Source organism: Bianquea renquensis, from assembly GCF_014384895.1.
Lineage (GTDB): Bacteria > Bacillota > Clostridia > Lachnospirales > Bianqueaceae > Bianquea > Bianquea renquensis.
The window spans coordinates 95,642-122,539 of the sequence record NZ_JACRSQ010000012.1 but is presented as its reverse complement, the minus strand read 5'-3'; the positions used below and the strand labels follow the sequence as shown (position 1 = coordinate 122,539).

The 26,898-nt window shown below is 51.0% G+C and carries 19 protein-coding genes and 1 tRNA gene; 4 read left to right on the top strand and 16 right to left on the bottom strand.

Going from position 1 to position 26,898, the window contains the following annotated elements; genetic code table 11:
- Positions 1–220 precede the first annotated feature (220 nt).
- Positions 221–294: transfer RNA gene (locus tag H8730_RS09615), tRNA-Pro, on the top strand.
- Positions 295–417: 123 nt separating this feature from the next.
- Here the strand turns inward: H8730_RS09615 and H8730_RS09610 are convergent.
- From H8730_RS09610 to H8730_RS09560, 11 genes are all read right to left on the bottom strand, one after another.
- Positions 418–1,590 (bottom strand): VWA domain-containing protein, encoded by a 1,173-nt coding sequence (locus H8730_RS09610; protein WP_177720087.1) that lies wholly within the window; start codon positions 1,588–1,590, stop codon positions 418–420.
- Between the two features lie 15 nt (positions 1,591–1,605).
- Positions 1,606–3,864, bottom strand: coding sequence for a DUF5682 family protein (locus H8730_RS09605; RefSeq protein ID WP_177720088.1), 2,259 nt, complete (start codon positions 3,862–3,864; stop codon positions 1,606–1,608).
- Positions 3,864–4,955 (bottom strand): ATP-binding protein, encoded by a 1,092-nt coding sequence (locus H8730_RS09600; protein ID WP_177720089.1) that lies wholly within the window; start codon positions 4,953–4,955, stop codon positions 3,864–3,866. The genes H8730_RS09605 and H8730_RS09600 overlap by 1 nt, the downstream gene beginning before the upstream one ends.
- 12 nt (positions 4,956–4,967) lie before the next feature.
- Complete coding sequence (locus tag H8730_RS09595; protein WP_177720090.1) at positions 4,968–6,938, bottom strand: hypothetical protein; 1,971 nt, start codon at positions 6,936–6,938, stop codon at positions 4,968–4,970.
- Between the two features lie 13 nt (positions 6,939–6,951).
- Positions 6,952–8,379 (bottom strand): SWIM zinc finger family protein, encoded by a 1,428-nt coding sequence (locus tag H8730_RS09590; RefSeq protein ID WP_177720091.1) that lies wholly within the window; start codon positions 8,377–8,379, stop codon positions 6,952–6,954.
- Between the two features lie 131 nt (positions 8,380–8,510).
- A complete protein-coding gene (locus H8730_RS09585) occupies positions 8,511–9,500 on the bottom strand; it encodes an ArsR/SmtB family transcription factor (protein ID WP_177720092.1) in 990 nt (329 codons plus the stop codon).
- A 229-nt stretch (positions 9,501–9,729) separates the two neighbouring features.
- Positions 9,730–11,403: an ABC transporter substrate-binding protein gene (locus H8730_RS09580; RefSeq protein ID WP_177720093.1), complete on the bottom strand. Its 1,674-nt coding sequence runs from the start codon at positions 11,401–11,403 to the stop codon at positions 9,730–9,732.
- An 89-nt stretch (positions 11,404–11,492) separates the two neighbouring features.
- Positions 11,493–12,398: a carbohydrate ABC transporter permease gene (locus H8730_RS09575; RefSeq protein ID WP_177720094.1), complete on the bottom strand. Its 906-nt coding sequence runs from the start codon at positions 12,396–12,398 to the stop codon at positions 11,493–11,495.
- A gap of 21 nt (positions 12,399–12,419) precedes the next feature.
- Positions 12,420–13,388, bottom strand: a complete 969-nt coding sequence (locus H8730_RS09570) for an ABC transporter permease (RefSeq protein ID WP_249289752.1) — start codon at positions 13,386–13,388, stop codon at positions 12,420–12,422.
- 280 nt (positions 13,389–13,668) lie between these two features.
- Positions 13,669–15,486 (bottom strand): cache domain-containing sensor histidine kinase, encoded by a 1,818-nt coding sequence (locus H8730_RS09565; protein WP_177720095.1) that lies wholly within the window; start codon positions 15,484–15,486, stop codon positions 13,669–13,671.
- Positions 15,464–16,669, bottom strand: a complete 1,206-nt coding sequence (locus H8730_RS09560) for a response regulator transcription factor (RefSeq protein ID WP_177720096.1) — start codon at positions 16,667–16,669, stop codon at positions 15,464–15,466. The genes H8730_RS09565 and H8730_RS09560 overlap by 23 nt, the downstream gene beginning before the upstream one ends.
- 229 nt (positions 16,670–16,898) lie before the next feature.
- On the opposite strand from H8730_RS09560, the gene H8730_RS09555 reads away from it, so the two are divergent.
- Positions 16,899–18,077 (top strand): alanine--tRNA ligase-related protein, encoded by a 1,179-nt coding sequence (locus H8730_RS09555; protein WP_177720097.1) that lies wholly within the window; start codon positions 16,899–16,901, stop codon positions 18,075–18,077.
- A 120-nt stretch (positions 18,078–18,197) separates the two neighbouring features.
- Here H8730_RS09555 and H8730_RS09550 read toward each other — a convergent pair whose 3' ends face one another.
- Entirely contained in the window at positions 18,198–18,602 is a 405-nt protein-coding gene (locus H8730_RS09550; RefSeq protein WP_177720098.1) for a hypothetical protein, read from the bottom strand.
- A 508-nt stretch (positions 18,603–19,110) separates the two neighbouring features.
- Positions 19,111–20,943: a glycoside hydrolase family 127 protein gene (locus tag H8730_RS09545; RefSeq protein ID WP_249289753.1), complete on the bottom strand. Its 1,833-nt coding sequence runs from the start codon at positions 20,941–20,943 to the stop codon at positions 19,111–19,113.
- A gap of 109 nt (positions 20,944–21,052) precedes the next feature.
- On the opposite strand from H8730_RS09545, the gene H8730_RS09540 reads away from it, so the two are divergent.
- Both H8730_RS09540 and H8730_RS09535 read left to right on the top strand, forming a co-directional pair.
- On the top strand, positions 21,053–21,811 hold the full coding sequence (locus H8730_RS09540) for a helix-turn-helix transcriptional regulator (protein WP_177720100.1): 759 nt from the start codon (positions 21,053–21,055) through the stop codon (positions 21,809–21,811).
- 86 nt (positions 21,812–21,897) lie between these two features.
- Positions 21,898–22,119 (top strand): ferritin family protein, encoded by a 222-nt coding sequence (locus tag H8730_RS09535; RefSeq protein ID WP_177720101.1) that lies wholly within the window; start codon positions 21,898–21,900, stop codon positions 22,117–22,119.
- Between the two features lie 78 nt (positions 22,120–22,197).
- Here H8730_RS09535 and H8730_RS09530 read toward each other — a convergent pair whose 3' ends face one another.
- The 3 genes from H8730_RS09530 to H8730_RS09520 are packed head-to-tail and all read right to left on the bottom strand — an operon-like array spanning position 22,198 to position 26,885.
- Positions 22,198–22,950, bottom strand: a complete 753-nt coding sequence (locus H8730_RS09530) for a M15 family metallopeptidase (RefSeq protein ID WP_177720102.1) — start codon at positions 22,948–22,950, stop codon at positions 22,198–22,200.
- Positions 22,951–23,005: 55 nt separating this feature from the next.
- Positions 23,006–25,147: a HelD family protein gene (locus H8730_RS09525; RefSeq protein ID WP_177720103.1), complete on the bottom strand. Its 2,142-nt coding sequence runs from the start codon at positions 25,145–25,147 to the stop codon at positions 23,006–23,008.
- A gap of 52 nt (positions 25,148–25,199) precedes the next feature.
- Entirely contained in the window at positions 25,200–26,885 is a 1,686-nt protein-coding gene (locus H8730_RS09520; protein WP_177720104.1) for a uridine kinase family protein, read from the bottom strand.
- Between the last annotated feature and the right edge of the window lie 13 nt (positions 26,886–26,898).

Below are 26,898 nucleotides of genomic sequence, written 5' to 3'. Positions count from 1 at the left end.
GCCATATGTGTGGCCTCCTTTCTGAGAAATAATTTCCCAGATTCAATTCAACCACAAATGACGTATCAAAGTAAATCCCATTTTAAATCCCACTGTGGCACTTACTTTGGGAATTTACACATCTGAAAAATATACGGGATTTGCTTTTTCTAACTCTTGACATTCGACTCAAAATATGATAATATAGTCCTCGTCGCTGAGAAATAGACAGTTTCAGCATCTGGGTGTAGCTCAGTTTGGTAGAGCGCTAGAATGGGGTTCTAGAGGCCGCAGGTTCGACTCCTGTCACCCAGATTATAATAGATTTTTGCAACAAAAGACAGCGGGTATGATGCCCGCTGTCTTTTGTCCTATAGGAAAGTCCGCCGTGAGGCGGACGTCATTTTTATTGCCGGCATGGCGCTGCAACTGTTCGGATCACCGGATCTCCCGCTTCTCCATATCAGCGGCAAAGGCCGCCAGATCATGGCCGGAAAAGGCTCGCTCCAACAGGTCCGGCAATTTTTGAGGTGCGCAGGCGAACACGGGAACGCCCAGGGCGGCAATCCGCTGGGCTGTATGCTGATCATAATAGGGGCGGCCTCCGTCGGCAATGGCTAACAGGCAGATGACCGTCACACCGGAAGCCTTCATGTCCTCAATGCGGCGGAGCATGCCTCCTCGATTTCCTCCCTCCTCCAGATCCGAGATCAAGAAAAACAAGGTCCTTCCTGGAGTCTCGATGAGCTGCTGGCAATAGGCGATGGATTTATTGATATCGGTTCCACCGCCAAGTTGAAATCCAAATAACAGATCCACCGGATCTTCACACTTCTCCGTCAAATCCATGATCTGTGTGTCAAAAGCCACCACATTGGTTTTAATGGCCGACATGCTGGCTAAGATGCACGCCATAATAGAAGAATAGATAACCGATTCCCCCATGGATCCACTCTGATCAACATCCAAGATCACATGCCAGCGATTGGACTTCGCCATCCGGTCAAAAAAGTAAACCCTCTCTGGAATCACGGTCCCCAGCGCAGGACTATACTGCTTAAGATTTCGCCGGATCGTATACGGAAAATCAATGGCCGAGGCGCTTGGAATGCTGGAATGGCGGCGTTTATTCAGCGTTGCCGTGACCGCCCGCCGAATATCGTTCTCCAGGAGGCGGTTGACCTCCTCCACAATCTTTTCAATAAATTTTCGCGCCGACTCTTTGGATCGTTTGGGAATGTGGTCTTTTAACGCCAGCAGCGTTGATGCCAGCTGAATGTCCGGTTCCAGATGTTCCAGCATTTCCGGCTCTAGCAATAACTGCTTGAGCCCTTTCCTCTCAATGGCGTCGTTCTGGATCACCGTTACAAGATCTTTATCAAAAAGGGTGCGCAGATCCCCCAGCCAACGGGCAAGACGCGGCGCAGAAGGTCCGTTTCCGCTCCCGCGCTCCCCCTCAAATCCCTCATTCAGCCCGTAGATGGCGGCCAATGCCTGATCCATCAGCCATTGCTCCTCCGTCAGCGAGATCCCGCCCATATCGTCGAACGTCTCTTGACTTTGGGACCCGAGGATGAGCCTCCATCGTTTCATCCGTTCCTCGTTGGTCACAGCGCCTCACTCCTCTCAGATATCATCGAAATCAAAATCGCGCAGCCCCTCCAGCAGATCTTTCTCCTCCTGCGTTGACTCCCGCATTACAGCGTCCGCCACCTCCAGCGGGCTAATCCCCCAAATCTCGCCCAGATTTTCTGCGACATCATTCTTCTCTTTTGGGGAAAAATCAGCAAAGGCGCGGCGAAGGAAAACTAATGCCCGCCGAAATTCTCCTTCGTCCAGAGTGTCCAGATACTCACTCAGCTGCCGCCAGAGGCTGAGGCGGGCGATGAGGCTTAGACGGTTTTTCTTTGCCAGACCTTCAAACCAGCCAGCCCCCAAATCCGCTGGTATTCCGCGGGATAGCCTCCTGGCCATCTCCCTGGACAGAAGCTCTTCCCCGATTTTCCCTCGCTCCAGCAGAATGGCCGCGGCAAATCCTGAACATTTCGTGTTTAGATCATCGCGGTCGGAAATGTCCAACAGCACCGATATCCATCGATCTTCCTCCAGAAATTCATGGTGGAGGGCAACGGTATTGAGCCGTTCCATGGCGTCGGTGAGTGAGTTTGCCGCCGCAGCGTCGCAGTTGCAAGCGCTCGGCAGGGTCAGGCAGCTTCGGACAAATAGCTGGGAGACCAATGGCTGAAGGGGCGACGGATCAAGACGCCGGAGATCCCCGTATCGGATTAAGATCGACAGTTGTTCTGCCGCCCTTGCCATCTCATCGACAGCCGCCTCATCGATGGCGAGGCCCTGTAAGATCCCCAGCGCATAGGCCACGGTTTCCGGCATCCCACACAAGAAAGCATCCCGCACGATTTCCGTAGCCTGGCTGATGGACGCGCTGGCCTCCGCCCGTTCACGCAAGGCAAAGCTGGCGGCGGATGCGATGGTATCGCCCAGCAGCGCGGCCTCCACGATTTGGATCTCCGCCTCCGGCGTCCAGCGCAGCGTCCACGTCTCCGCCCAAGTCGCCCTTTCCTGCCGGTTTTGTCCGACTTGAGCAAAATCAATTCTGAGAATCCGCAGCCGGTGAAGAAACATGGAGCGATATAAGTCCATGAACGCGGCCCTTTCCGATTGAACTCCCAATTTCTCCCGCAGATCCAAATCCAGCGGCTTCGCAATGTCCGATTTAAAAGCTTCTAGCCGCAACTGGGACAGCTGCCGGTAAAAGTCGTCTTGAATGGACGTCCGGCTGATTCCCTCTGGCAGCTCTCCAATGGTACTCCCGATCTCCGTGTCCGCCGCTGCCAAGGCGATCTCGGAAAACTGACCATGGCCCATGCAGGTAATCGCTGCGTCCCGAAGGTCCTGTAGACAGGGAACCGTATCATTGCGCAACATCGCTAAGCTTTTGGCCAGCCGCACCCCCTCGATAACTTCCGCGGAAGACGTCATATTCCCATATTGCCGCTGAAAATTGGCAATCCGGGTAAGATACCAATAGGTGGCGGCCTCCAGGTTCCCCTCCTCCATCGCCCGCCAGAGCAGTTCAAAATACGCAGGTGCCTTGTTGCCTGCGCCGTATCCGGCGCGAGTTGACAGCCGATAGTAGGAGTAGGGCATCAATGTGGAACTGCAATTTACCGACGGCAACGCCCGAACCTCTTCTTCCGTCATAGGCTCCATGGATTCCAGTCCTTCCACATGATAAGCGCCACAGACACATACAATCCGTTCCGGCGCAATTCCTGACTGAATCGCACTCTCAATCTGGCGCTTCATATAGGCCTCACGGATGACCGTTTCCGCATCCTCCAAGTTTACCCCCATGGTGCAGCCGCGCAGCTGACGTCCAAATTCGGACACCGCCTGCTCATAGCCATCCTCCGCCGTCCAATGTTCAAAGCGCCGTTCCCAAAAGGTATCGTGATCTTCGTCCCCGGACAGCTCGGCCAGCCGATTGTACACGGAATCTGTTGTGGTCCTCTCCCTATCCGGCTCCACCTGGCGCCGTCTCTGCAGCGACAAAAAGACGCCAGCTGGCAAGTCCATAAATCGACACGGGCAGGCATGTTCCTTCGCCCACAGGATCGCCTGATACTCCGGTGAATAGACGGAAAATGGATACAGGATGGATTGGACCGGACTCTCTTTGGTGTACGCCATCATGGCCAACGGCGGTTTCGCCTTGGGATGGCAGATGGAAATCATGGCATCCGACAGATCGCTCGGCCCCTCCACGAGGATAAGCTCCGGCTTGACTTCATCCAACTTCCTGCGCAGCTGCCAGGCGGCTCCCGGCGATAAGTGCCGCACGCCAAATAATACGGGCTGTCTCATTATGGATTCAACTCCTTGCAGGCCTTATACAGCGGTAGCCAGCGGCTGCCACGTTTTTTCATGACCGCATCCAGATACTCTTTCCACGCAAGTCCGTCTTTCTCCTCATCCTTAACCACAGCCCCCTGCAAGCCGGCGGCTAAGTCTTCATCCGTGATGACCCCGCTGCCAAAACTTCCGGCCAACGCCATGGAGTTGGCCAGCAAAGAAATGGCCTCCGCCGTAGAGAGGACACCGCTGGGCGCTTTTACCTTCTGTTTTCCGTCCAGAGTCGTCTCACCCCGCAGCTCCCGGAAGATCGTCACCACCTTTTCCACCACATCCTCCTCCGGCAAGGCCGCGTTTAAATCGAAGCCCTCGGACAGCTGTGCGACTCTGGTTTTCACGATCTCCATCTCTGTCGCCATATCCGCAGGTGCCGGGAGAACCACGATATTAAACCGGCGCTTTAGCGCGGCAGACATGTCATTGACACCCTTATCCCGGGTATTGGCCGTTGCGATAATGGAAAATCCTTTCTGGGCTGGAACCTCCATAGCCAGCTCTGGCACCGACAGTCTCTTTTCTGACAGAATCGAGATGAGCGCGTCCTGAACCTCGCTGGCGCACCGGGAGATCTCCTCAATTCTAGCAATGCTGCCCGTCTCCATAGCTCGATAGACAGGGCTTTTCAGCATTGCATCTTGGCTTGGCCCCTTGGCGATGAGCATGGCATAATTCCAGGAATAGCGGATGTGCTCTTCCGTCGTACCCGCCGTCCCCTGCACAACCTTCGTTGAGTCGCCATTGATCGCAGCGGCCAGATGCTCTGACAGCCAGGACTTCGCCGTTCCTGGATCCCCGATAAGCAAAAGTGCCCGGTCTGTCACCAGGGTCGAAATCGCGATCTCTACCAGCCTTCGATTCCCCACATACTTTGGCGTGATGACCGTCCCCCCTACCGTACCTCCTGTAATATAGGTCAAAACGGATTTGGGCGACATCTTCCACCCCGTGGGAATATGGTCCCTCTCCGCGGCCATAAGCGCCTGAATCTCCTTCTGAAACATTTGCTCCGCCGGCAATCTCTGAATCTTTTCTTGCTCCGCCATCTGCTCTACCTCCTATTTCTCTGTCTGCCTGTCCGCTTTGCCGCGCAGGGCTGCGATGCATTGCTGGATCTGTGTCTCCGGCCAAAACCCATTCTGGGCCTTGACCTTGCGAGTGCGAATCATATCTTGAATCATTTCCCATTCTTCCGCCTTTTGGGCATTGCCCATGGGGACCGCGTCCAGGAAATCCCGGACTTCTCGATAGTAAACCTGTCCTTTCTTTGAGGCGTAGGCGCGCAGCATACCTTGAAAGTCCGCCCAGCCGCACGCGATTAGCGGCCGATAATAGGTGATACAATCTTTTGTCTGCTGAACGCGGCGATAAAAATACGGCCCCAAAATAGCCTGGTTTTGCGGTGATACAAGATGAAACAGGACTTCATCGTAGGCTCCGCTCTCCTCCCTATTCAGAGAATGGCTATTGAACACCGCAACGCTCCCCGATCGGTTGACATTTGAATCGGTCAACAGTGAGAACCAACGGTCGTCCAGACCGCCCTTCAGATTCCGAGCCGCCGTCCTATAGCTCTCCGCCTGTCCATCATAATACCACCGGCGCATTTGATAGCGTTCCTTCTCCTCATCCCAGGAGATCATCCCCAGAATGCGCAGGATCTGTAAACGAGCCTGCCGCCCGCTGGTTCCTTCTTTTTTGATGAGCCCTTCCTTTTTAATCAGCCCTCCGTAGTCCTCCCACACCTCTTCCTTCGACTTGGTGAGCAGCGCAGCTGCAAAGGCCAGGGCCAAAAGGCGAGGCTCCTGCCCTTTGGCATACAGAGCCTGGATTGTCTCACACAGCCTAGGACAATCCGCGTACACGATGGAATCGAGAACCGCCTCTTCAAGCCTCTCGGAGAAGGACAATCCATCGGATCCGCCAACATTGAATCGAAGGGGCTTCCCATTTTCTGCGCGCAATCCGTCTAACTCCGCCTCCAATTCTGAATCCAGCATTTTCCCATACAGGACGTTCATCGCCATAGAATCCTTCCCCAGCGTGGCATCCAGCAAAGTTGAAAGGACGGCTTCCTCCTCTTTTGTCACGGTGTTCTGCTGCCGAAGGCGCAGGATACATTCCGCCAACGCCTCCGCTATCAGATCGGATACGCCGTCCTTCGTGCTTAGCCTCAAAAAGGGCGCTGTCTGTGCCGGTTTTTTCTTCAATTCCTTTTGCCACAGGGCGAGACATTCCGGCGCCTCCATCTCCGCCAGCGCCCACCGCGCGCTCTTCTGTGCGTTTCCCTTTTCTGACCTGACCAGATCGCAAAGGAAAGCTCCATTTTCCTGTGTAAACCGGAGGGCATGGATGGCCTCAATGCGCACCTCCTTGTCTGCCTCTTCTAAAAGGGAGCGATACCACTCATTTTCTGTCTGTGCCGCCAGTGTCTCGACGACTTGCAGCCGCCGGACCATCCCCTTTCCCCCCTTGGGATCGAATCCCTGTTTTAACATGGGAAGAATCCCTTCGCCACAGGTAGTCAAATACCCCTTCGCTAACTCTGCAATCTCGCTATAATGATCGCCCAAAGCCTGGATCAGCAGTGGGAAGATTCGAAAGTCCCGCAAAATACTGGATTTTATTTCAACCGCCTGCCTCAGAATCTCATACCGTCCGCTCCCCGTCTGGGTTAATGCATCGCAAAGCGGTTTTAGTTCGCTGTAGGGCGCCTGTATGTAAGCCATGCCTCCAGCAGGCCTCAGGGGCGCCAATTCCCCTTCGATATCCGTTTGCCCTTGCGTATAGCAGACTGCGCTGAGCAGCGCTAGGCAGTCCATCAGCACACCGCCGCGGTCGGAAGTTTCCGGGTTCAACAGCTTGAGAAGGCCGGCCTGAATCTTTCCGAATACTGGCGAGAGGCTGGATAAAGGCGCAAATTGCTCCACGGCACGTTTGAGGCGGAAGTCCTCGTCGATCAAAGAAAGGCCGGCCAACAAACAATTTTGCAGACGTTCCTTAACTTCATATAGAGGCTGTAAATCCATATCTGTCCCTCCTTTAGTAGCGCAGCCGCACGATTTCTGTACTTGAGATGAGACTTAAGGGTTGCATATAAATCCGCCGGTCCTGTTCATGGTAGAATAGAATCCCAAACATGGCGCCAGCATCCGCCGCTCCCGGCAACATGGACAGCGCCGTAACTGTCGATCTCCCATCCTCTCCCGGCAGGTCCTTTAGCACAATCCGCTTTCCCGCCAAATCCTGTAGCACAATCTGCTCATTGAGAATCCCAATCTGTGAATAGGGCAGCAGCATAGCCGCGTATTTGTCTGACAGCGTATTTTTCGCTTGATTTTTGAAAGCTTTCACCGCTGTTGCAATGTCGGGCTGCGCCTTCCCCAGAATCTGGGCGATCCCCTCCTGCGTGAGGGGTGACAGCGAGCAAGCGTCCCAGCGGACGCGGCGATTCAGATCGCCTGGGTAATAGTATGCTTCGGGTACTGTTGCCAGACTAAAAGTTGTGTCCTCCTCCTTCACGTATTTCAGAGCCTTGATTGGCCGATAGGAGAGGGTCTGCGAGATTTCGCCGCTGTCCACATCGATCCAATAGCCGCGATCAATATATTCACGCCTAACCTCGTCAAAGGAAACGTCAAAGGACAGCTGGACTAGCCGTACATCTCGGCGATATGAGCCAATTCTCTTTAAGTCCTCTAGCTTCCATACCCCGCCCAGCGCCTCAAACAAAACAGAGTCATCCGGCGTGGTATCGCCGTTCTCAAGTTTCTGCGCCAGGTATACCCGCGCTTTTTTGATGGTGGAAGCCAGTTGGACCAGGATGGTGGACGCGTTCTGGAAATGCGCGGCCTCGCCCTCCGGGTTCGCCTGTAGCAACTGCATCTGCTGCACTAACCGCATAATGAAAAGCTGTGGTCCTGGAAGATAATAGTTGCCTAACTCCTTTGCCAAGTTCTCATAGGTTTTAACCGCAGTCCCCGCCAGCGTATGAAGACCAGCCTTCATAAGCTCTCGGACCATCCGATCCGCCATGTCCAGTCCTGCCAATTGTTTTTTTAATTTTTTTGTCTGCGCTGCCGCGTTCCTCTTTTTCGGACGGGGGGCCGCTCCCCCGTCTTGGTTTTCCCGTTTGGCCTTTCGATCCCTCTTTGTCTGAATCTCTTCCGGGATTGGCGCCGTGGAAAAGGATTTGCCGGCTACCCAATCAAACATAAGCCCCAGCGCATGTTTGCAGGGAATCTGGCGGCTAGGACAAGTGCATCGAAAGACGGGTTTCTCCGAATCCAGAAAATCTATGGATGTCCTGTATGGAGTCTTCCCACTGCCAGTGCATTCTCCCCAGATCAAGGTTTCATCCTCTGATTTTGTCAAGCCGGAAAAATCATGATGTGCAGAAATTTTTTGACCGTTGGCGATGGCTGCGGCATTCGGCGCCACCAAGTGGATCAAGTCCTGTGTTATGTTCATTTTTACCTCCATTCCGAAGCGCTAGCGACGGGTACACTGCTGCTCCTTCCTCTCCTCAATCTGCTTATGCTGCGTGTTGATAAGGAAGAGGGATGCCCCTGCAAACGGCACCCCTCTTCCCCATCCCACATTTAGATCAAATATTTTTCCAAAGCTTTTCTTACAGCGACAAAATGACTCGGATTGATTTTGAAGTAGACCGTCCGGCCTTCCGTTCGAGAATACAGCATTCCGATATCCGTCATCATATTTAAGTGATAGTAGGCGGCATTGACCGATACCCGCAGGCGTTTGGCAATCTCGCTGGTGGAGAGCTCTTTATTTTCCAGCAGCATATCCAGGATCACCATGCGGTTGGGCTCAGACATGACTTTACCAAATCCGGTGATATCCAAATTCGTGGTTCCCTCTTTTTGCTCCTCCAGAACATCCTGAAAGTCACAGCCTAAGATGACCAGGGAATCCTCCTCCGACTCCACTGTTACGATCTCATTCCGGCCGATGAGTGAAATCCCATAGCGCAGCTCCGCTCCATCCTTTCTGTCGGTCAGCTCTTGGAGCGTTTCGTCCGAAACAGTAGCACAAATACTGGGAAGTATCTCTTTATTCTCTTCATAGTAGGAGGATACGATCTCATCCTTTACCGCCAAATCTGCGGCGATCGACTGTACATAGTCCTTTTCTCGAATCAAAAAGGATATGAGTAAGTGTTTGATCCCCTCGGGATACGCGCTCCTATCGATGCAGCCCACGGCTTCAGCTAAGCTCATCTGCTCAATATCTTGATCCAAATAATAAAAAAACAGCTTTCGCTTTGTCACAGCCCCATCCTTGAAGGCATCGCGGAATTCGGAAAAGGAGAGCCCCTCCCCACAATGCATCATCTCAAATAGCAGCGTATCCATAAATGTCTGCCCGGCATCCTTGACATAGAAAAAGAGCGCACCTTCCTCCGGCGCGGTATCAAAAAGTTTCATGATGGCGACGTAAAAGTCTCTGTTCTGTTCCGCCTTTTTATGAAGCACAAATTCCGTCATCCATTCTCCCTTATTGAAATAAAGCTTATACATAAACAACAGATCGTACATATACCCTGCGCTGGGAATATAGTTAGACGCCATGTCCACTTCCTCCTTCTCTTCTGAAATAAACTCTACAGATGGTGAAGTACCTCTCATTATAGAATTCTGCCTCTCATCTGTCAAGCATATCCTGGAATAAATCCCTATACCTTTTTGGCAGAATGGTGAAAAATGGGTCCGCCTCTCGGCGGACTTTTCGATTGGAAAAAATGGGCCGCCGCGATTTCAATCGCAGCAGCCCATCCGATCATGCATTTTGCGAGTTCCGTTAGTCCTGAGGGGTCCACTTGGAATTATTCGCTTTTACATACTCATCCACTTGTTTCTGCGCTTCCGCTTTCAGGTCATCGATACCCGCCGCCTTCAACTTGTCGATAAACTCGTTGTAGTAGGCTTCCCAGCCGTCAACGCCCTTTGTTCCTCTCTGCAAGGTCTTCTTGTATTCCTCGATGACCGCATTGACCTGTGCTGCCGCAGTCTGAACGTTTGTGTTGTCGAACTTGAAGGACAGCAGCGGATTCACCCACGCACTGTCTTCCTTCTCCTTCAGCACATCGTAGTAGCCTTTGACGTCCGCCTGGGTGACCAGCGAGAACATGCAGGTTCCCTGTGTCCACTTCATGTTGCCGTAATCCCAGTCCGCTGTTCCCTGGCTGCCATCACCGCACAGCCACTTCACCGTGCCGTCTCCGTTGTCAACCCAGTGCTCATCTTTGATTCCATATACATACGTCTGATACGCTTCTTTTCCGTCCTCTGAGTAGAAGAGATTTATCAGCTGCATGGCCCGCTCCGGATGTCTGGACGTCTTCGGGATGGAAGTTCCTGTCGCTGTTCCGAGCACGTACTCACACTCCGGCTGCGTGTAGGCGGCCAGCACGTCAAAGCCCGCTTTTACTGTCTCTTCCTCCGCAATGGTGTCGGTGAAGCCGTTGTGCATTTCCAGAATGTATCCATCCAAACCATCTTTTGCGAAGCTAACCTCGATCTTTTCTAAGCTTCCGGCATCCTTGCGGATATAGCCTTCTGTGAACCATTTGGCCATATACTCATAGTTCATCTTCATCTGCTCGGACTCAAACCAATTCTTGACTGTAAAGGTATCGTCAAATTTTTCAATATAGAAAGTTGAGTCATTACTTCCGCCACCCTGGCTGAATCCAACGGTTCCCTTTGCGACATACCAACCTTCCAGTCTTTCCGGGGGATAGCCTTGACCAAGCTTGCCGCCGTCCTTCGCAGCCTTCAGGTACTCTTCTACTTTGTCATAGACCTTCTTCTTAGCTTCCGCTGTGGGAATGTTGTAGTTCTCATAGCAGATTTCCTGCAGTTCCTTGGCATACTGCTCGCCACCCGCCAGTTCCGCGATCTCCGCCGGAAGCCTGAATGCAGACCGACTTCCTACGAGGCCCTGCCAGGCGATGACCTGATAGGTCTTGCCGTCCACGAACCTGTGTATGTCCATAACTGTCTCGCCCAGCGTAGCGACGATGTCTTGACCGTACTCTGCGATCAGATCATCCAGTTCCATAAGGGCTCCCTTGTTGACTTCGTCCTGTAGATTAATTGCATATCCTGTCCAGGCCAGATCGATGGCTTCCTGAGCCGCCATGGCGCGCGCCCACTTTTCCTTGTACTCGCTGCCGGGGATCAGCGTCCAGTTGATGCTGGTGTTAGGAAGGTGTTCCTGCACGAGGCGGTCCACCTCGGCCCAAACCTTTTTGGAGTCCTTCTGTTCTCCATTGCCTAGATTCCAGTAATTGAGCGTAATCTCTTCCCATGTTTCGGGTGTTGAGGTTGACTGTCCGTCTCCGGAGCTGTTCCCGCTGTCCGCACTGCTGCTGTTGCTGTTGGTCTCCTCTTTCTTACAGCCAGTCAGTCCCGCGCCCACGGCTAACAGTAACGCCATGGTCAGTGCGATCAATCGTGTCGCTTTTTTCATCGTGAATCCTCCTCATTATATTTATATATATAAGTCGATCCCAAAGATAAGGGATGAACTTACTGATGAATAAACCCGTATGCCGCCGTTTACCCCTTGACGGCGCCGATGGTAAGTCCAGTGGCAAAATACTTCTGAAAGAAGGGGAAGATCAGTAGCATGGGGCCCGCCGCAATGACACACATGGCGTACCGCAGCGTCTCCGCCGGCTGCTTAAACTGCGACACATCGACACCCGGAATGGGATTGCTCATCAAACCATTCAAATACTGTGCCTCATTCAGAATTCGCTGCAATAAGTACTGTAACGTGTACAGATTCTGATTCGTAATATAGATCATCGACGTCTGGAAATCGTTCCATTTCGCCACCAGCATCATAAATGCCACCGTGGCGAAGACCGGCTTTGACAGCGGCACTGCGATTCGGAAAAAGATCGTCAGCTCTCTCGCCCCGTCGATCTTCGCTGACTCGAACAGGGATTCCGGCAATCCCTTGAAAAAGGTCCTCACAATCAGCGTGTAGTAGGCCCCTCCCGCCAAACCTGGCAGTATGTACACCAGGAAGTTATCCCGCAACCCATAGAACTGCGTATATACAATATATGTCGGGATCATGCCTCCTCCAAACAGCATTGTAAAGAATACGATGAACGTGATCACTCCCTTGTACGCGAAGTTGCTCCGCGATAACGGGTACGCCACCATTCCCATTACGATACAGGACAGGAAGGTTCCCAGAAAGGATTGGCTGATCGTCACTATATATCCGTATGTCACCGTCTTCGGATTTGCAAATGCCAGCTGATATGCCTCCAAACTGAACTCTTTCGGGATCAGGCTATATCCTGCTCCCACTGCCGTCACCGATGCCTCGCTGGAGAAAGAGATGGAGATTACCAGGATCATCGGAACCACAAACGTCAGGCACATCAGGATAAAAAATAGATGAATCACAATTTTATATCGATAGCCCTTCTTGAATATATTTGACATATCTTTGTCATCCTTTCCCCATTAGAACATACTATTTTCTGGTGAGATCTTCTTCACTGCGAAGTTGGTCGCAGACACTAACACCAGTCCAACTACGGACTGAACCAATCCCACCGCAGAGCTCATGCCAAAGTTACCTTGCTGTAATCCTCTGTACACATATGTGTCGATGACGTCCGTGGTCGGGTACAGTACACCCACATTCCGGGGGATCTGATAGAACAGACCGAAGTCACCGCGGAACATATTTCCCACCGCCATAATGGTCATGATCGTCATCAGCGGAACCAAGCTGGGCAGCGAAATGTGCAATGTCTGCTGCCACCGGTTGGCGCCGTCGATCTTCGCCGCCTCGAAGAGTGCCGGATCAATGCCAATCAGCGCCGCATAGTACATGATGCAGCCCATGCCGACTCCTTTCCACGTATTCACAAAGACAAGGATGAATGGCCAGTAGGATGGCTCCGCGTACACGTCGATCATTTCCTTCCCCATGGCTTCCCGCACCTGATTCAGGACGCCGAGGGAGGGGTTGAAGATGGCGTAGGTGATAAAACCCACGATAACCCAGGAAAGAAAATTCGGCAACGTCATCATGGTCTGATACGCTTTGAGAGCCTTCCGGTTGGTGACTTCAAAGAGGAGCAGTGCCACCCCCACATTGGCTATCAGGTTTACAACGATGAAACATGCGCTGTATCCGACGGTATTGCGCACAATGCGAACCAGATCCACGGATTTGAATAGAAAATCAAAGTTGGCCATTCCAGCCCAGGGACTGCCGAACAATCCCAGATCATAGCGGAAATTTTTAAATGCTAGAACCAAGCCGCCCATAGGTACATAGTTAAACAGTATGTAGCAGATCACCGCTGGCATGCAGAGCAAGAGCAGCTCCCAGTTACTTTTAAACGTCTTCCACGGCCCCTTCTGCGAAGTTTTAATCTTCACCTTTTTGGGCTTGGATGATGACATCTTCATTTGACTCATTCGACATTCCCCTTTTGCGTTTTTCATATCACTATGGTCAAAATGCACATATGAAATTCTTTCTTGATCCAATTTTACCAAATTGCTGTTCAAAAATAAAGGTTAAAATTTTGCTTTCATTGGAATTATTTTGACTTTCTTGTAAATTTTTATTCCTTCTCAAATCATTACGCGCACTCTCGCCCTCTTTCCCGTATTTTATTTGTATAAAATATAAAAAAAGGAGGACTTCCCTCCCACATAATCTCACGAAAACGCCATTGTACAGTTTTTCTATCTCTCAGCTGATCTTTTTGGGAAAGACTAAGGTGACGGCCAAACCGTGCTTTTTTCCTGGCCCGACGACAACGCCATACTTTTCACCAAAAAGGAGTTTCATTCTCTGATTTACATTTCGGATTCCTACGTGCCGGTCGTCAAATTGATATTCCTCCTTTAAATGATCATTCATTTTCCTCCGCTGTTCCTCCTCCATACCCACTCCATCGTCCTCCACTGAAATCACCACCGTGTCATGGATCAAATCGCCGGAAATTGTGATGACCCCTTCATAGCGCTTACTGCGAAGCCCGTGATTTACAGCATTCTCCAACAGAGGCTGAAGCGAAAGCTTGACCATCTTACACGGCAAAACCTCCGGCTTAATATCCCAGACTGTCTTCAATTTATCCTGGTAGCGCAATTCTAAAATTTTTATAAATTGTTTCGCGCTCTCCAACTCCTCCTCAACCGTTACCAGATAGGATGTGCGCTGTAATGCGCTGCGCAAAAGCCTTGCCAGGGCGGAGATCATTTCCGACACTTCATTCTCTTCGCCCAATTTGTCCGCCGCCAGCCAATTGATCGTATCCAGCGTGTTATAGAGAAAGTGGGGATCAATCTGGCTCTGAAGCGCTAGGAGTTGGGAGTTATTCAGCTTGTCCAACCTCTCTTCCAGTTCCATTTTAAGCTTACTGTTCTGTTCCTGGGTATTGCGGACCATCGAGATGACATATCGAAGTTCATTACTGCGCGGCTCATCTTCAATATACCGCTTTCCCACAACGGAATCATTGTCCACGACTGCCATCAAATCCCGCACCGGCTCAAAGGATCGGAGTGTTAAAATGTAGGATACCAATAAACTTAAGATCAAAGACAGCCCGATCATCTGAAACATAAAGCCATTGAGATCGTTGATCTTTTCATCGTAGGCGGACATGGGATTCAATAGGATATACTTCCAGTCCATGCTTTCTGATACCAGGCAGGACACAACCATCTCCTCATTGAGAATCATCCGAATCTCCGAGAAATCCTCCTGCCGGTCCTGCACAAAATCTAGAGCCTCCAGCATGTAGCTTTTGTTGTCCAGTATATCCCGGCTACTGCTGTAGTAAAGCCGTTCCTCGTCGTCCAGTATCAAAAGGGTCTGCGTCATTCCTTGAGCCCTGCCCATTACGCTTCCAAGTTTCTCTACATTGATATTGACCACCACGGCTCCCATGTTCTCCTGATACCCTGGCGTCAAGGGGCAGAGAATTGTAATGAAATAAGGATACTTATCATTTTTCTGTCGGGTTTGGATGACATAGTCATCGCCCAGCTCCCGGTACACGCTCAGCCAAGTGTCATCTTTCACATTCCCTAGATCCACGACGGTACCGTTGTAAATCACAATATCTGTCTTTTCCGAATAGATATAAATCGAGTCTACATAATCGTACATCAAGGTGTAGAACTTGATATTGTCGTACAGCCTTGTCGCCAGGCCGGTTTCGATTAACTCCTCTTTCTCCGCAAAGATAAAGGCTTGTGTGTCCTGGTCGAGGGCCAGATTATAGGAAAAGGTTTTCATCTCTCGCATCGCTGTCTCAAGTGCATCGGAACTCCGGTGCAGTGCATTCAGATTGACGTCGCTGATTTCCTCCTGCACAATCTTTTTCATATTTGTGTGGTACACAAGACTGACGAGAAGATTTGGTAACACAACCAATAAAACAATAATGATAAAATTGCGAAATAGGATGCTGTTAAATTTGTAATTTTTAAGATATTTCCACACCTGCCACGGCTTCCTTCTGTCCGCCGGCGCATCACCTCTGTTTTTCTTTCCCATAAAAAATCGTCTTCCCCTTACCAAGCTGATAATGATTCTGATAGTCCTCTACAGAGCGGCCTGTAAATTTTTTAAAGGAGCGATTAAAATATTTTTTGTCCGTATAGCCAACCATTTTGCAGATCTCTGTCGCCGTATACCGGCCAGACTCCGCCAATTCTACCGCTTTTTCCATTCGGCACCGGATGATATAGTCGATGGCATTTTCTCCCGTCCGGTTTTTAAATTCCCGTGAAAAATAACTGCTGCTGAGATATACACATTTCGCCACGTCCTCGACGGAGAAATTCTCCGATAGGTGCCGGTCGATATATTGTTTTGCCTTGAGGATCATGCGGTCTTCCGGGTTGGCTTGTATTACGCTTGCGGACTGGCATAAATTCGAGATTAGTTTCCCTGTCTCTTTGAAGAGATCTTTCGTCTCTGTATTGCTTAGCTGCCCTAACACAATGTCCTTATCAAATCGCTCCTCTATGTAGACATCCATTCTGGAAAAGCGGATATAGATTTCCTCGATCACACTGTGAATCGCGAAAAAAAGAATCTCTTTTGGCGCGGCATCAATCAGGGAAAACCAGTTTTTGTGGATTGCACCGGCTTCTTCCACCGCTCCAGCAACCACTGCCGCAACTAATTGATTATTGTAGGAAACGATCTCTTTGTATGCGCTTTCATCAAAATATTGAAATGGTAAGGTTGACGATCGATTTTGATCGTCCCGCTCTTTTGCCAGTATCTCCCCCACTCGCAGAAATACTTTCCGAATTTCTTCCCTGTCCAACGGCTTTAAAAGATAGTCGCATACTCCATACCGCATGGCTTCCTGGGCATAATTGAATTCCTTATATCCGCTGATGATCACAACTTTTGTCTGCGGGTGATGATCAAAAACATACTTCGCTAGCTCAATACCTGACACCTCGTACATTCGAACATCCGTCAGCACTACATCGACCGCATTGTTCTTCAAGTACTCAATCGCTTCTTTTCCATCCTCAAATTGCTCAACCGGCTCGAATCCGATGGAAGACCAGTCAAAACTTTTTGCCAATCCGCTGCGGATAATCTTTTCATCGTCGACAATGATAAACTTAAACATAATACGTTTCCTTCCCATCGCTGCATAGTCGTGTTTCTTTTTTGTTTCAGTTCTGGGCCGCAGCGCTTCGCATTGTTCACTCATGGGCTCCGCACTGCTCATTGCCTATGTGTATGAGTTCTCGTATAAGTATAGCACAAATCCGTCTGTTCGTCCATATCTGTCTCATTTTACAGTTCAGGATCCCGCTGAATTCATAGAAACGGGCTTATCCGTGCTCTGGGATTATCAATATTTTATATTGACTTTTTATACATCTTAGTATACAATTTGAGATCATCTTCGAGCTCAACATATTACGAGGAGGTTGTATATGAAAAACACGAGAAAGCTCTATGATCTTGATAGTCATCTGCAGTCTTTCACCGCAGCCGTCATCCGCTGCGAGGAAACAGCAGAGGGCTATGGGATTGTTCTGGATCAAACAGCGTTCTTCCCGGAGGGGGGCGGACAGCCTTCGGACCGAGGCACCTTGAATGACATCCCGGTCTTCGATGTCCAAGAGCTTGACGGAGAAATCCTGCACATGATTGGCAAGCCACTCTCCCCTGGGCAGACTGTCCATGGCAAGTTGGACTGGGATGTTCGCTTCTCCAATATGCAACAGCACTCTGGTGAACATATTGTGTCTGGGCTGGTTCACCGTCTTTACGGTCTGGACAATGTTGGCTTTCACATGGGATCCGACGCGGTGACCGTCGACTTCAATGGAGTCCTGACTGATGCGCAGCTGGAGGAGATCGAGAGTCTGGCCAATGAGGCTGTCGTTCAGAATGTCTCTGTCACTGTCGCCTACCCCGATGCTGCTGAACTCGCCAGTATGCCCTATCGCAGCAAAAAGGAACTCACCGGCGCCGTTCGTATCGTAACCGTCGAGGGATACGATGTCTGTGCTTGTTGTGCTCCTCACGTGAAAAAAACTGGTGAAATTGGGCTCATCAAGCTCATGGGGTCGCAGCGGTATAAGGGCGGTGTTCGCATCAGTATGCTCTGCGGATTCCGTGCTCTCTCAGACTACCGTGTTAAGTTGAACAGCGTGGCCTCCATATCGGCTATGCTGTCCGCGAAGCCTGACGCTGTGTCGGATGCGGTCGGCAAGCTCCAGGATGAGAACCGGCAGCTTCATGCCGCAATAACAGAATTGCAGAAGCGAGCGCTGGCCGAAAAAGTTTTCCAGCTTCCCGCAGACCGGTCATGCATCTGTTTGTTTGTGGAGGCGTTAGAACAGCCTCTGATGCGGTTTCTAGCCAATCTGCTCATGGACAAGTTTCCTGGTATCTGCGGCGTATTCTCTGCTGTCTCTCCCTCTCAATTTCACTATATCCTGGGTAGCCAGACTGAGGATGTCCGACCTTTGGGTAAAGAGCTGGGGAACGCCTTCCAGGGCCGCGGAGGCGGCTCTTCCTCCATGGTACAGGGCTCTGTCCAGGGATCTGCCCAGGCCATCGAGAAATTTTTCTACGCGCATTCCAGCGCCACACATCGGTCCTGAATCAGACTGTCTATCCTGGCGTACAATTTTCATCCTGTTGCCTCGCCGGCTTGCTCGGTTTCGCCTCTGCCGGCGAGGATTATGTCTCCTTTTGCACGCTGGCTTTCGCCTTTCCTCTCATTACCAGCGTGCATTTTTTATACGGCTGTCACTCCGCTTTGTCCATCTCGCCTCTGCCGGCGGGGATTTTGTCTCTTTGTGCACGCCGGCCTCCACCTTTTTTCCCATCACCGGCGTGCATTTTTCATGCTGTTTCTCCGCCAGCTTGGCCGTTTCGACGATGCCGGCGAGAAATTTACCGGCGTGTGCACGCTGGTCCCTGCTGTTCCTCGCCTCGCCAGCGTGCATTTTTCTTCCCATTTCTCCGCCGGCTTGGCCGTTTCGACGATGCCGGTGGGCAATTTCCCTCCATGTGCACGTTCGCCCCTGCCTTTCCTCGACTCCCCGGCGTGCATTTTTCTTTCCATTTCTCCTCCGGCTTGGCCGTCTCGATGCTGCCGGCGGGGATTTTGTCTCCTTTTGCACGCTGGCCTCCACCTTTCCTCCCATCTCCGGCGTGCATTTTTCTCTCGGCTGTCACTCCGCTTTGCCCATCTCCCCTCTGCCGGCGGGGATTTTGTCTCCTTGTGCACGCCGGCCTACGCCTTTCCTCCCATCACCGGCGTGCATTTTTTTCCCGGCTGTCACTCCGCTTTGCCCATCTCCCCTCTGTCGACGGAGATTTTGTCTCCTTTTGCACGCCGGCCTCCGCCTTTTTTCCCATCACCGGCGGGGATTTTTCTCCCGGTTTCTCCTCCGCCTTACTTATTTCGTCTCAGTCGGCGGAGATTTTGTCTCCTTTTGCACGCCAGCCTTCACCTTTCTTCCCATCCCCGGCGTGCATTTTTTTCCCGGCTGTCACTCCGCTTTGCCCATCTCCCCTCTGCCGACAGAGATTTTGTCTCCTTATGCACGCCGGCCTCCACCTTTCTTCCCCTCTCCGGCATGCAAGATGCCCCGGACCAGCCGGGGCATCTCCATATAATTTCTCTCATCAAGCACGCAGCAGCCATACCTGCATCTCACTGACACCTCGGTTGGCAAAGGCATAATAGGGAACCATGGTTATCTTGACAGGAAGCCGGTCCTCCACCATTTCCCGATATAGACAATCGCCAAAACCATCCGGATTTCGCCGCAGACCTTTAGTATGGAGTATGTGCATTCCATAGGTTTCCTCATACTCTGCCTCCCAGAACGCCTTTCCATCCAACATAATCTCGCTGACCATGGGCCCGTTGTCCACCGACTCGACGCAGTACACCACCGGACCGCGTCTCACGGCCACTCGCCCCGCATCCTCCCGCACCCGCGGGTGAGCTTCCACTAAGACACAAGGCATATCCAACTGGAGTTCAAGGTTATGTCTTCCAGGAGGCAGCCGAAGGTACACATAGCCTCTTTTTTCCTCACCCTCCCACGGTTGTCCATCCAAAAAAATCTTGTAGGCGCTGCACCATCCGGGAATCCGGAATGCTAACCTCCCCACCCCGTCTACAGTGATGCTGATCCGGCCATCATTGGGATATTGTGTTTCCTGACGAATCTGCATACCGCCGTGGACAGCTTCGCTGTCCATATACTGATGGACCCACAGCGCATCGCCCTCATAGGTATACTGATAGCCTCCCAGGGAAGCTAGGAGTCTCGTTACATTGGGTGGACAGCAGGAACAGCCAAATACTTTCACTCGCTGCGTCAACCATGGCAACCACGGCTGATCCTCTTTCGGTTTATCTACATCTTTTTCCAGCCATTCCGGACATAGCTCCAAGGGATTTGTGTAGAAAAATGCCTTTCCATCCAGGGAAAGTCCTGACAAAAATCCATTGTACAGCACCTGCTCCACCACATCCCCGTAAATGGAATCCACCTGCGACAGCAACAGTCTCGACGAAAAGAAGATCAATCCAATAGCAGCGCAGGTCTCCGTATACGCCTCCTTATTGGGAAGATCGTAAGGGATGGTGAATGCCTCACCGTGTTTGGACGATCCAATCCCACCTGTAATGTACAGCTTATGCCGGACGATATCCTGGAACAGTGCTTCACAGGCCTCCTGCATTTTCTGGTCGCAACAGTCTCTGGCGATATCCGCCATAGCGGAATACAGATACATGGCACGGACCGCGTGCCCTTTCGCAGACTTTTGCTCCCGCACCGGCAAATGACTCTGTATCCCCATGGCTTCCGGCTCTCTAGGCCGCACGCCACGGTTATCTAAGAAAAATTTTGATAGATCTCGATACTCTGTTTTTCCTGTACATCGGTATAGCTTGTACAGGGCCAATTCAATCTCCTCATGCCCTGGTGTGACAAAGGACGCGCTTTGCTCTTTCACAAAGACCTGCTGAATATACCTGGCAAACTCTTCCATCATGTGGAGAAAGCGGTCGCGCCCCGTCGCCTCATAGTATGCTACCGCTGCTTCAATCCAGTGCCCCGCGCAGTATAGCTCGTGATTCCCGCGCCCCTGCCAGCGGCCCTGCGGCTCCACCGTAAGATAAAAGCTGTTAAAGTACCCCTCCGACGTGCGATTCTTCTCGATTTGATCAATGACCCACTCGCAGATAGACTCCAACCTCTCATCAGGCCCCTTTTGTAGAATATACGCAGCCGACTCCACCCACTTGGCAATATCGGAATCCCAAAAAATATGGGGTTTATTGGGCATCCCCGGCTTCCAGTTGCACTGAAGCGCGTCAAAGCGTCCCGTCTTCTGAAACTGCTCCAATACAGCGAAGATGGTGACTTCTCGGTTCAGCTTCTGTTTTGAGTGCCAAAATCCGTCCTTCATCTCAACACTGGAATATGGAATATATTCCATCACAAAGCATTCCTCCTCTTGACAAACCAGCTAAATTTGCTATCATTATAGCGAAATCGGTTCCGCCGAACAATCCCCAAAAAATCAGAAAAAGGAGATAAAATCCGACATGAAGTATCTATCGTCCGGAGAGTTTCATTCCCAGGGAAGTTGGATTCATCCAAGGCGCGTGTTAGACTCCAATGAGATCATCGTCATGACGGAGGGACACGCTTATATTGACGAGGACGGGACCTCCTATGTGCTCCACGCTGGCGATGCCCTGTTATTGGAAAAGGGAAAAGAACACGGCGGATATAAAGAAAACCAGGCGCAGGAACCCGTAGGATTTTATTGGGTGCATTTTCGTGGCGGCCAGTGGAAAAAGAAATACTGTACCCTTCCACAGCCGTACCAGATTCAATTGCTCTTTCGCCAGCTGCTGCACTACTCCAACACCATTCAATATCCCGTGGAAGCCTCGGATGCCTGCGCGGCCCTGATTCTAATGGAATTCAACGCACAGCAGGATATGGCCGCCGATACCCGTGCCGCCTCCTTAGGAAAGGTCTGTGAATGGATACGCATCAACGCAGACAGCAAGATCACCGTCCGGACTGTCGCACAAAAATTCGGATACCATGAGGATTATATGACGCGCCTGTTTAAAGATCAATTTGGCATCGGTATGAAGGCTTATATCAACGAAGAGCGGACAAAGCGAATCAAGGGACTTCTTCTGACCACCTCCTATCCCATCAAACAGATAGCTTCCATGAGCGGCTTTGATGACTATAAAGAATTTTTAAAATTTTTTCGCTACCATGAGGGCCTATCTCCCTCCAGCTTTCGAAAGCTGTATTTTAACACGCATCTGAATAAGCGTTAGATGCATAATTTCCTTTCTCCACAGCCAAAATAAAAAAGATCGCCGGGGAGCGAACTTTTGAGGACTGTAAGAATAAGGAGGAAACTATGATGCATACAACTCAAAAACTTGAATTGACAACTTACGACCGCATTTTAATGACCTGGGAGGATTCCAAAGAACTTGTCCGCGACTTTGAGAGCTATTCCAAAATCGTCGATGAGCCAGAGGTGGCGGAAATCTTTGCAAAATTTGCCGAGGATGAAGGACACCACGCTGCCAAGCTCCTAGAGCTGGCACACAAATACTCACCGGAACAGGAATCATAAGAGCGTTCCGCGAATCGGAATTATCCTATAGGCCAAAGCGTACGGTATAGTCATTGACGACTATACCGTTTTTCTTTTCTATTTTGCGGACAAAGGTTTCTCAAAATGTCCGTAATCTTGACACTCTTGTCCTTCACCGCCCCATATCCAGCCACGGCTTGTAAAGGCAGTATAGCATGCATCGCCCTTTTGGATCATTCCCTTCACCTGTTGCCCCCGATCCGCGTAGTCCTGAGCCTCCTCCGGCGATACAAGTCCCTCCGATACATAGGGGTTCTGGAACGGATTGATGTCAATGGCACGGCCATAGGAATGGAGCTGTACTTCCTCGAGAATGACCAACGGCCGGTAATAGAAGGCCATGGAGTTATTATTCAGCACACTCGTCTCTTCATCTCCCTGGTATGCATCAATCCGTTTAACTTTCTCAATAGGATACTGGGCATCGTCCATCTCGCGAAAAATATCCAGAACCTCCTGAGCCAAATCATGGTGTACCACAATTTCTCCCATGTGCTCTTCCCCATCGAAGCCGAAATAGGGAACTTTGACAAGGGCGAGCTCAGATAAGGCGACGGGAGCCTTGCTCTTCCACGAAAATTCCTGGATATCGGCCAAAACCGAATCCGAGATGGGGTATTCGACTTTTCCTTTCTTCCCGTCCTGCGTGGCATTCAAATCCTCTGGTACGACCCGGTTTGCCTGCAAATCATAGGATAGAATATTGTCAACGGCCTCCCCCAAGAGATCCGGCGTAAAATACGCCTTAACCAGAGCCACAATCACAAAGAGAAGCAAGATTGTAAATATGAACTTCCACATTTTTCTCATGGTAACCTCCATCCGCCATCGCCTGGCATATTCCGCATTTGTCTCTCGACTGCGCCTACTGCGCCCCGATCTCTCGAATGTGCGCCAACTGATGCAGTGCTCTCGTACACATTATATACGTCAACAGTGAATTCTCCGGCACTCCCTTTAATTCCACCGCAACGGCTCCATCAAACTCTAGCCCTTTTGCAAAGTATACCGGCAGGACAACGACACCTTCGCATATGGCATCTTCCTCCTGTCGAATTATGGAGACTTCCACTTGTCCCCTCAGGATCGCTGCAATCCGCTCCGCTTCCTCCAAGGTCCGGCACAGGATCGCCCGCCGCTCACAGCCGCTCTGCTCCATATCCTGGAGGGCACTGGATATTTTCTGGACAAGGGACTCCTCACAGGAGACCTCCCAGAAATCCACAGGCTTTCCGCTCCGATCGATGGCTTGAATCTGATCCTGCCCCTGGATGCCCAGAATCCCCCTGGCATAGTCCATGATCTCCTTCGTGCTCCGATAGCTTCGATGCAATTCATAATACCGCACCTGCTTCTGCTCGGCGCTGGAGAGAACCTTCCCCCACACATCCATCATGCTGTGATGGGTGGTGCCTTTGATCTTTTGCCGCACATCTCCCACCACTGTGAAGGTATCCATGGCAGTAAGCTGCTTGACCGCCAAAAAACCTAGCGCGCTCATATCCTGCGCCTCATCGATGACGAGATGGCGAATGGGATAGGCGCCCTTTCCCTCCAGCTTGCACATCAGATATAATAAAGCGCAGAGATCATCTTCCGTCCACTCGTCCTCCGGTCCTTTTCCCACCATCTCGCCATACCAGTCTTCCAAATCCGGAATTGTATATAGATCCCGCAGCCAGACATAGAAGTGATACACTTCCTTCAAATACTTGCGCAGCACATCCAGACGTTCAAATTCCAGATCATTGGCCCGATAAAAATCTGCCTCTTTTTTCGCCTTGGCAATCTGAAAGCGATAGGCCTTATCCAGGGAGCGGACAGTTTTATTGCGGAGTTCTTTTACCCGATGCCGGATCAGGCGTTTAATCTTTTCACATCGCCGGAGATAGGGTAACTTTGCATACTGTTTTGTGAAGAGTTGGTTGCGCTCCTCTGCACTCATAAGCTCATGCTCTTGGAAGCAGATGGGCTCCACAGCGAGCTGACGCGTTTCCAGCTGCTTATACCATGTATCCAATTCCTTTTTAAAGGCAAGGGATGACTTGCGATCGATCTCCTTTAAAAATGCTGGATCTCGCTGGCTCAAAATCCGCTCATAGTAATCTCTTGTTTTAAGTACCGGGCGCTTCGGCCGGATCAGTTCCCTTGCAAGCCCCTTGATCGTCTTCTGAAACGTTCCTTCCCGCTCCCCGAGATCCGGGAGAACGTCGGATATATATTCCATAAAGATCTGATTGGGGCCAATGACGAGGACATTGTCCTGCAATTTTGAGCGGTAATTGTAGAGCAAGTATGCGATGCGGTGGAGAACAATGGTCGTCTTGCCGCTGCCCGCCACTCCATTGAGAATAATGTTCGTCTCCAGAGGTTCCCGGATGATGTCGTCCTGCTCTCGCTGAATCGTTGCGATAATTTCCTTAAGCCGGCTGCCACTGCTTCCAGATAAAACCATCTGTAGAATGTCGTCTTTGATATCGATATCTGAATCAAACATTCCTTTAAGCTCGCCATTTTTGATCACATACTGCCGCCTCTGCAAGAGATCCACCGTTAACGGCCCCGACGGCGCCTTATAGGTCAGGACGCCCACCCTCTGCTGATAGAATAGCGATGCGGCGGGTGTTCTCCAGTCCAGGATCACTGGCTCACTATCCCGCGTTAACCCGTGTTTCCCAATATAGTATGCGTCTGCCTCCTCGTCCTCTTCCTCCGGATCGCGAAAACGGATGAGACCAAAATACGGCGCATAGTACATTTTGCTGAGTTCACCGATTCGCTGGTAGGTAGCCGTATAGTGTGCCTCCCGCACTGGACTGTCCTGATCCATCATAAAATGCTGTTTTTGCGGTATCTCTTCAAACAGGAACTTTCGATAATCCACGATTTCCTGCTTCAAATCGCTGAGCTCCCTCAATTTTCCTTCAATCTCGGCGCCAATCTGTTCCTGAATCTCTTTTAAAAAAAGTGACTCTTCTTCCAGCGTCTTGTCTATATTTTTATCCATTTGCCCACCTCACGCAATTGTTTTATACCCTTTCAAACCATGGCAGATTCATCTAGATTTCGTACACGCTTCCTCCGATGAACTCTCGGATGATGGAATTGTTCGGCACCATCTCGGAGCTGACACCGAGAAAATAATCGAGAAATTTGATTAGCCGCCTAGCCTCCCCGTATTCTGGCTCATAGCGTCCAATATCAAATAACAAAGGCTCTGCATATTGTTTCAGGACCGCCAGCTCATAGATGTGTGCAGAATTGAACATCACATCCGCTTCCTCCTGAAAGGGGAAAATATTGGACTCCTCCCCTCTGCGGACCGACGGCCACATGGAAATTGTCGTGGCGGCTGAGGCGCCGCGGTACAGGTTGTCGCGCACCATCCTCCGCAACAGCCGTCCGTCTGTTGTGGGGATGCGGTTGTGATCGTCGATATTGATCAGCGTCAGCGCACTGATATAGATCTTAAACTTAGAATCCCGCGGGATCATCTCGGATAATTTTTCATTCAGCCCATGAATGCCCTCCACCACCAGGATGTCCCGCGGCCCCATGGAAAATACATTGCTCCGATCGTCGCGCTTGCCCGTCTTAAAATTATAGTATGGGATCCCGACGGTCTCACCCTTCATCAGCCTTACAATGTCCTCATTAAACTGCGCTGTATCGATGGCCTCCAGAGATTCAAAGTCTGGTTTTCCATATTGATCCAGGGGCGTTTTATCCCGATCGACAAAATAATTATCCACTGAAATCATGTGAGGCCGCATCCCTTCCGCTCGCAGCTGGATGGAAAGTTTCCTGGCGAAGGTCGTTTTCCCGGAGGAGGAGGGACCTGCAATGAGCACAAGCTTGATCCTATTGGACCGGCGTTTGATTTCCTCCGCGATATTGGCGATTCGCTTGGCGTGAAGCGCCTCGGAGACGTGAATCAGTTCCTGGATTGTCCCCTTTGCAATGGAATCGTTTAATGCCCCTACGTCCTCAACCTCCAGGATCCGGCTCCACGCCTTGGATTGCTGGAAGACCTGAAACAGCTTTTCACTTGGCGCAAAGGCCGGAACCCGGTGAGGAGATTCCTTTTCCGGCATCAACAAAATAACCCCTTCCTTATACGGGATCAAGTCAAAAAATTGAATGGATCCGCTTTCAGGAAGCATAAAGCCATAGAAATAATCCTTCTCTTCTCCAAACTCATACAGGTTTACCGTGGAAAACCGGCGATACCGAAACAGCCTTGCCTTCGCGTCCATGCCCGCCTCTTCAAACAGGTCCATGGCTTCCTCCAGCGGATACACCTTCTTGATGATGGGCTCATTGTTGTGGACGATCTCCCACATGCGGGATCGAATATCCGCCACTTCCTTCTCTGTAATCCACGGTTGACAGTCCGCCTGCTCCTCCTCTTTGCGCCGCCAGATCTCACAATAGCTGCCATGGCCGATGGAATGCCGGATCTTAATCTGAATCTGCCGGCCTAGCACCTCATGGGCACTGCGAATAAACAGATAGTAGACTGTGCGCCGGTACACCCGGTAACCGTCCGGATGCTCCATGTCAAGAAATTCCACCGAACAATCCTCATCCAGTTGAAAGGGGAGTTCCCGCAGTTTGCCATTGACCTTCGCCATCATGATGGGAGACGCCCCTGGCCTCTGCCTTTCACGGCTCAGTTCCAAAAGGGATATCCCCGATTGGCAAAGGATCTCCTCCTGTCCCAGTTGTACATGGATTTGTTTCATTGCGCCTCTCCTT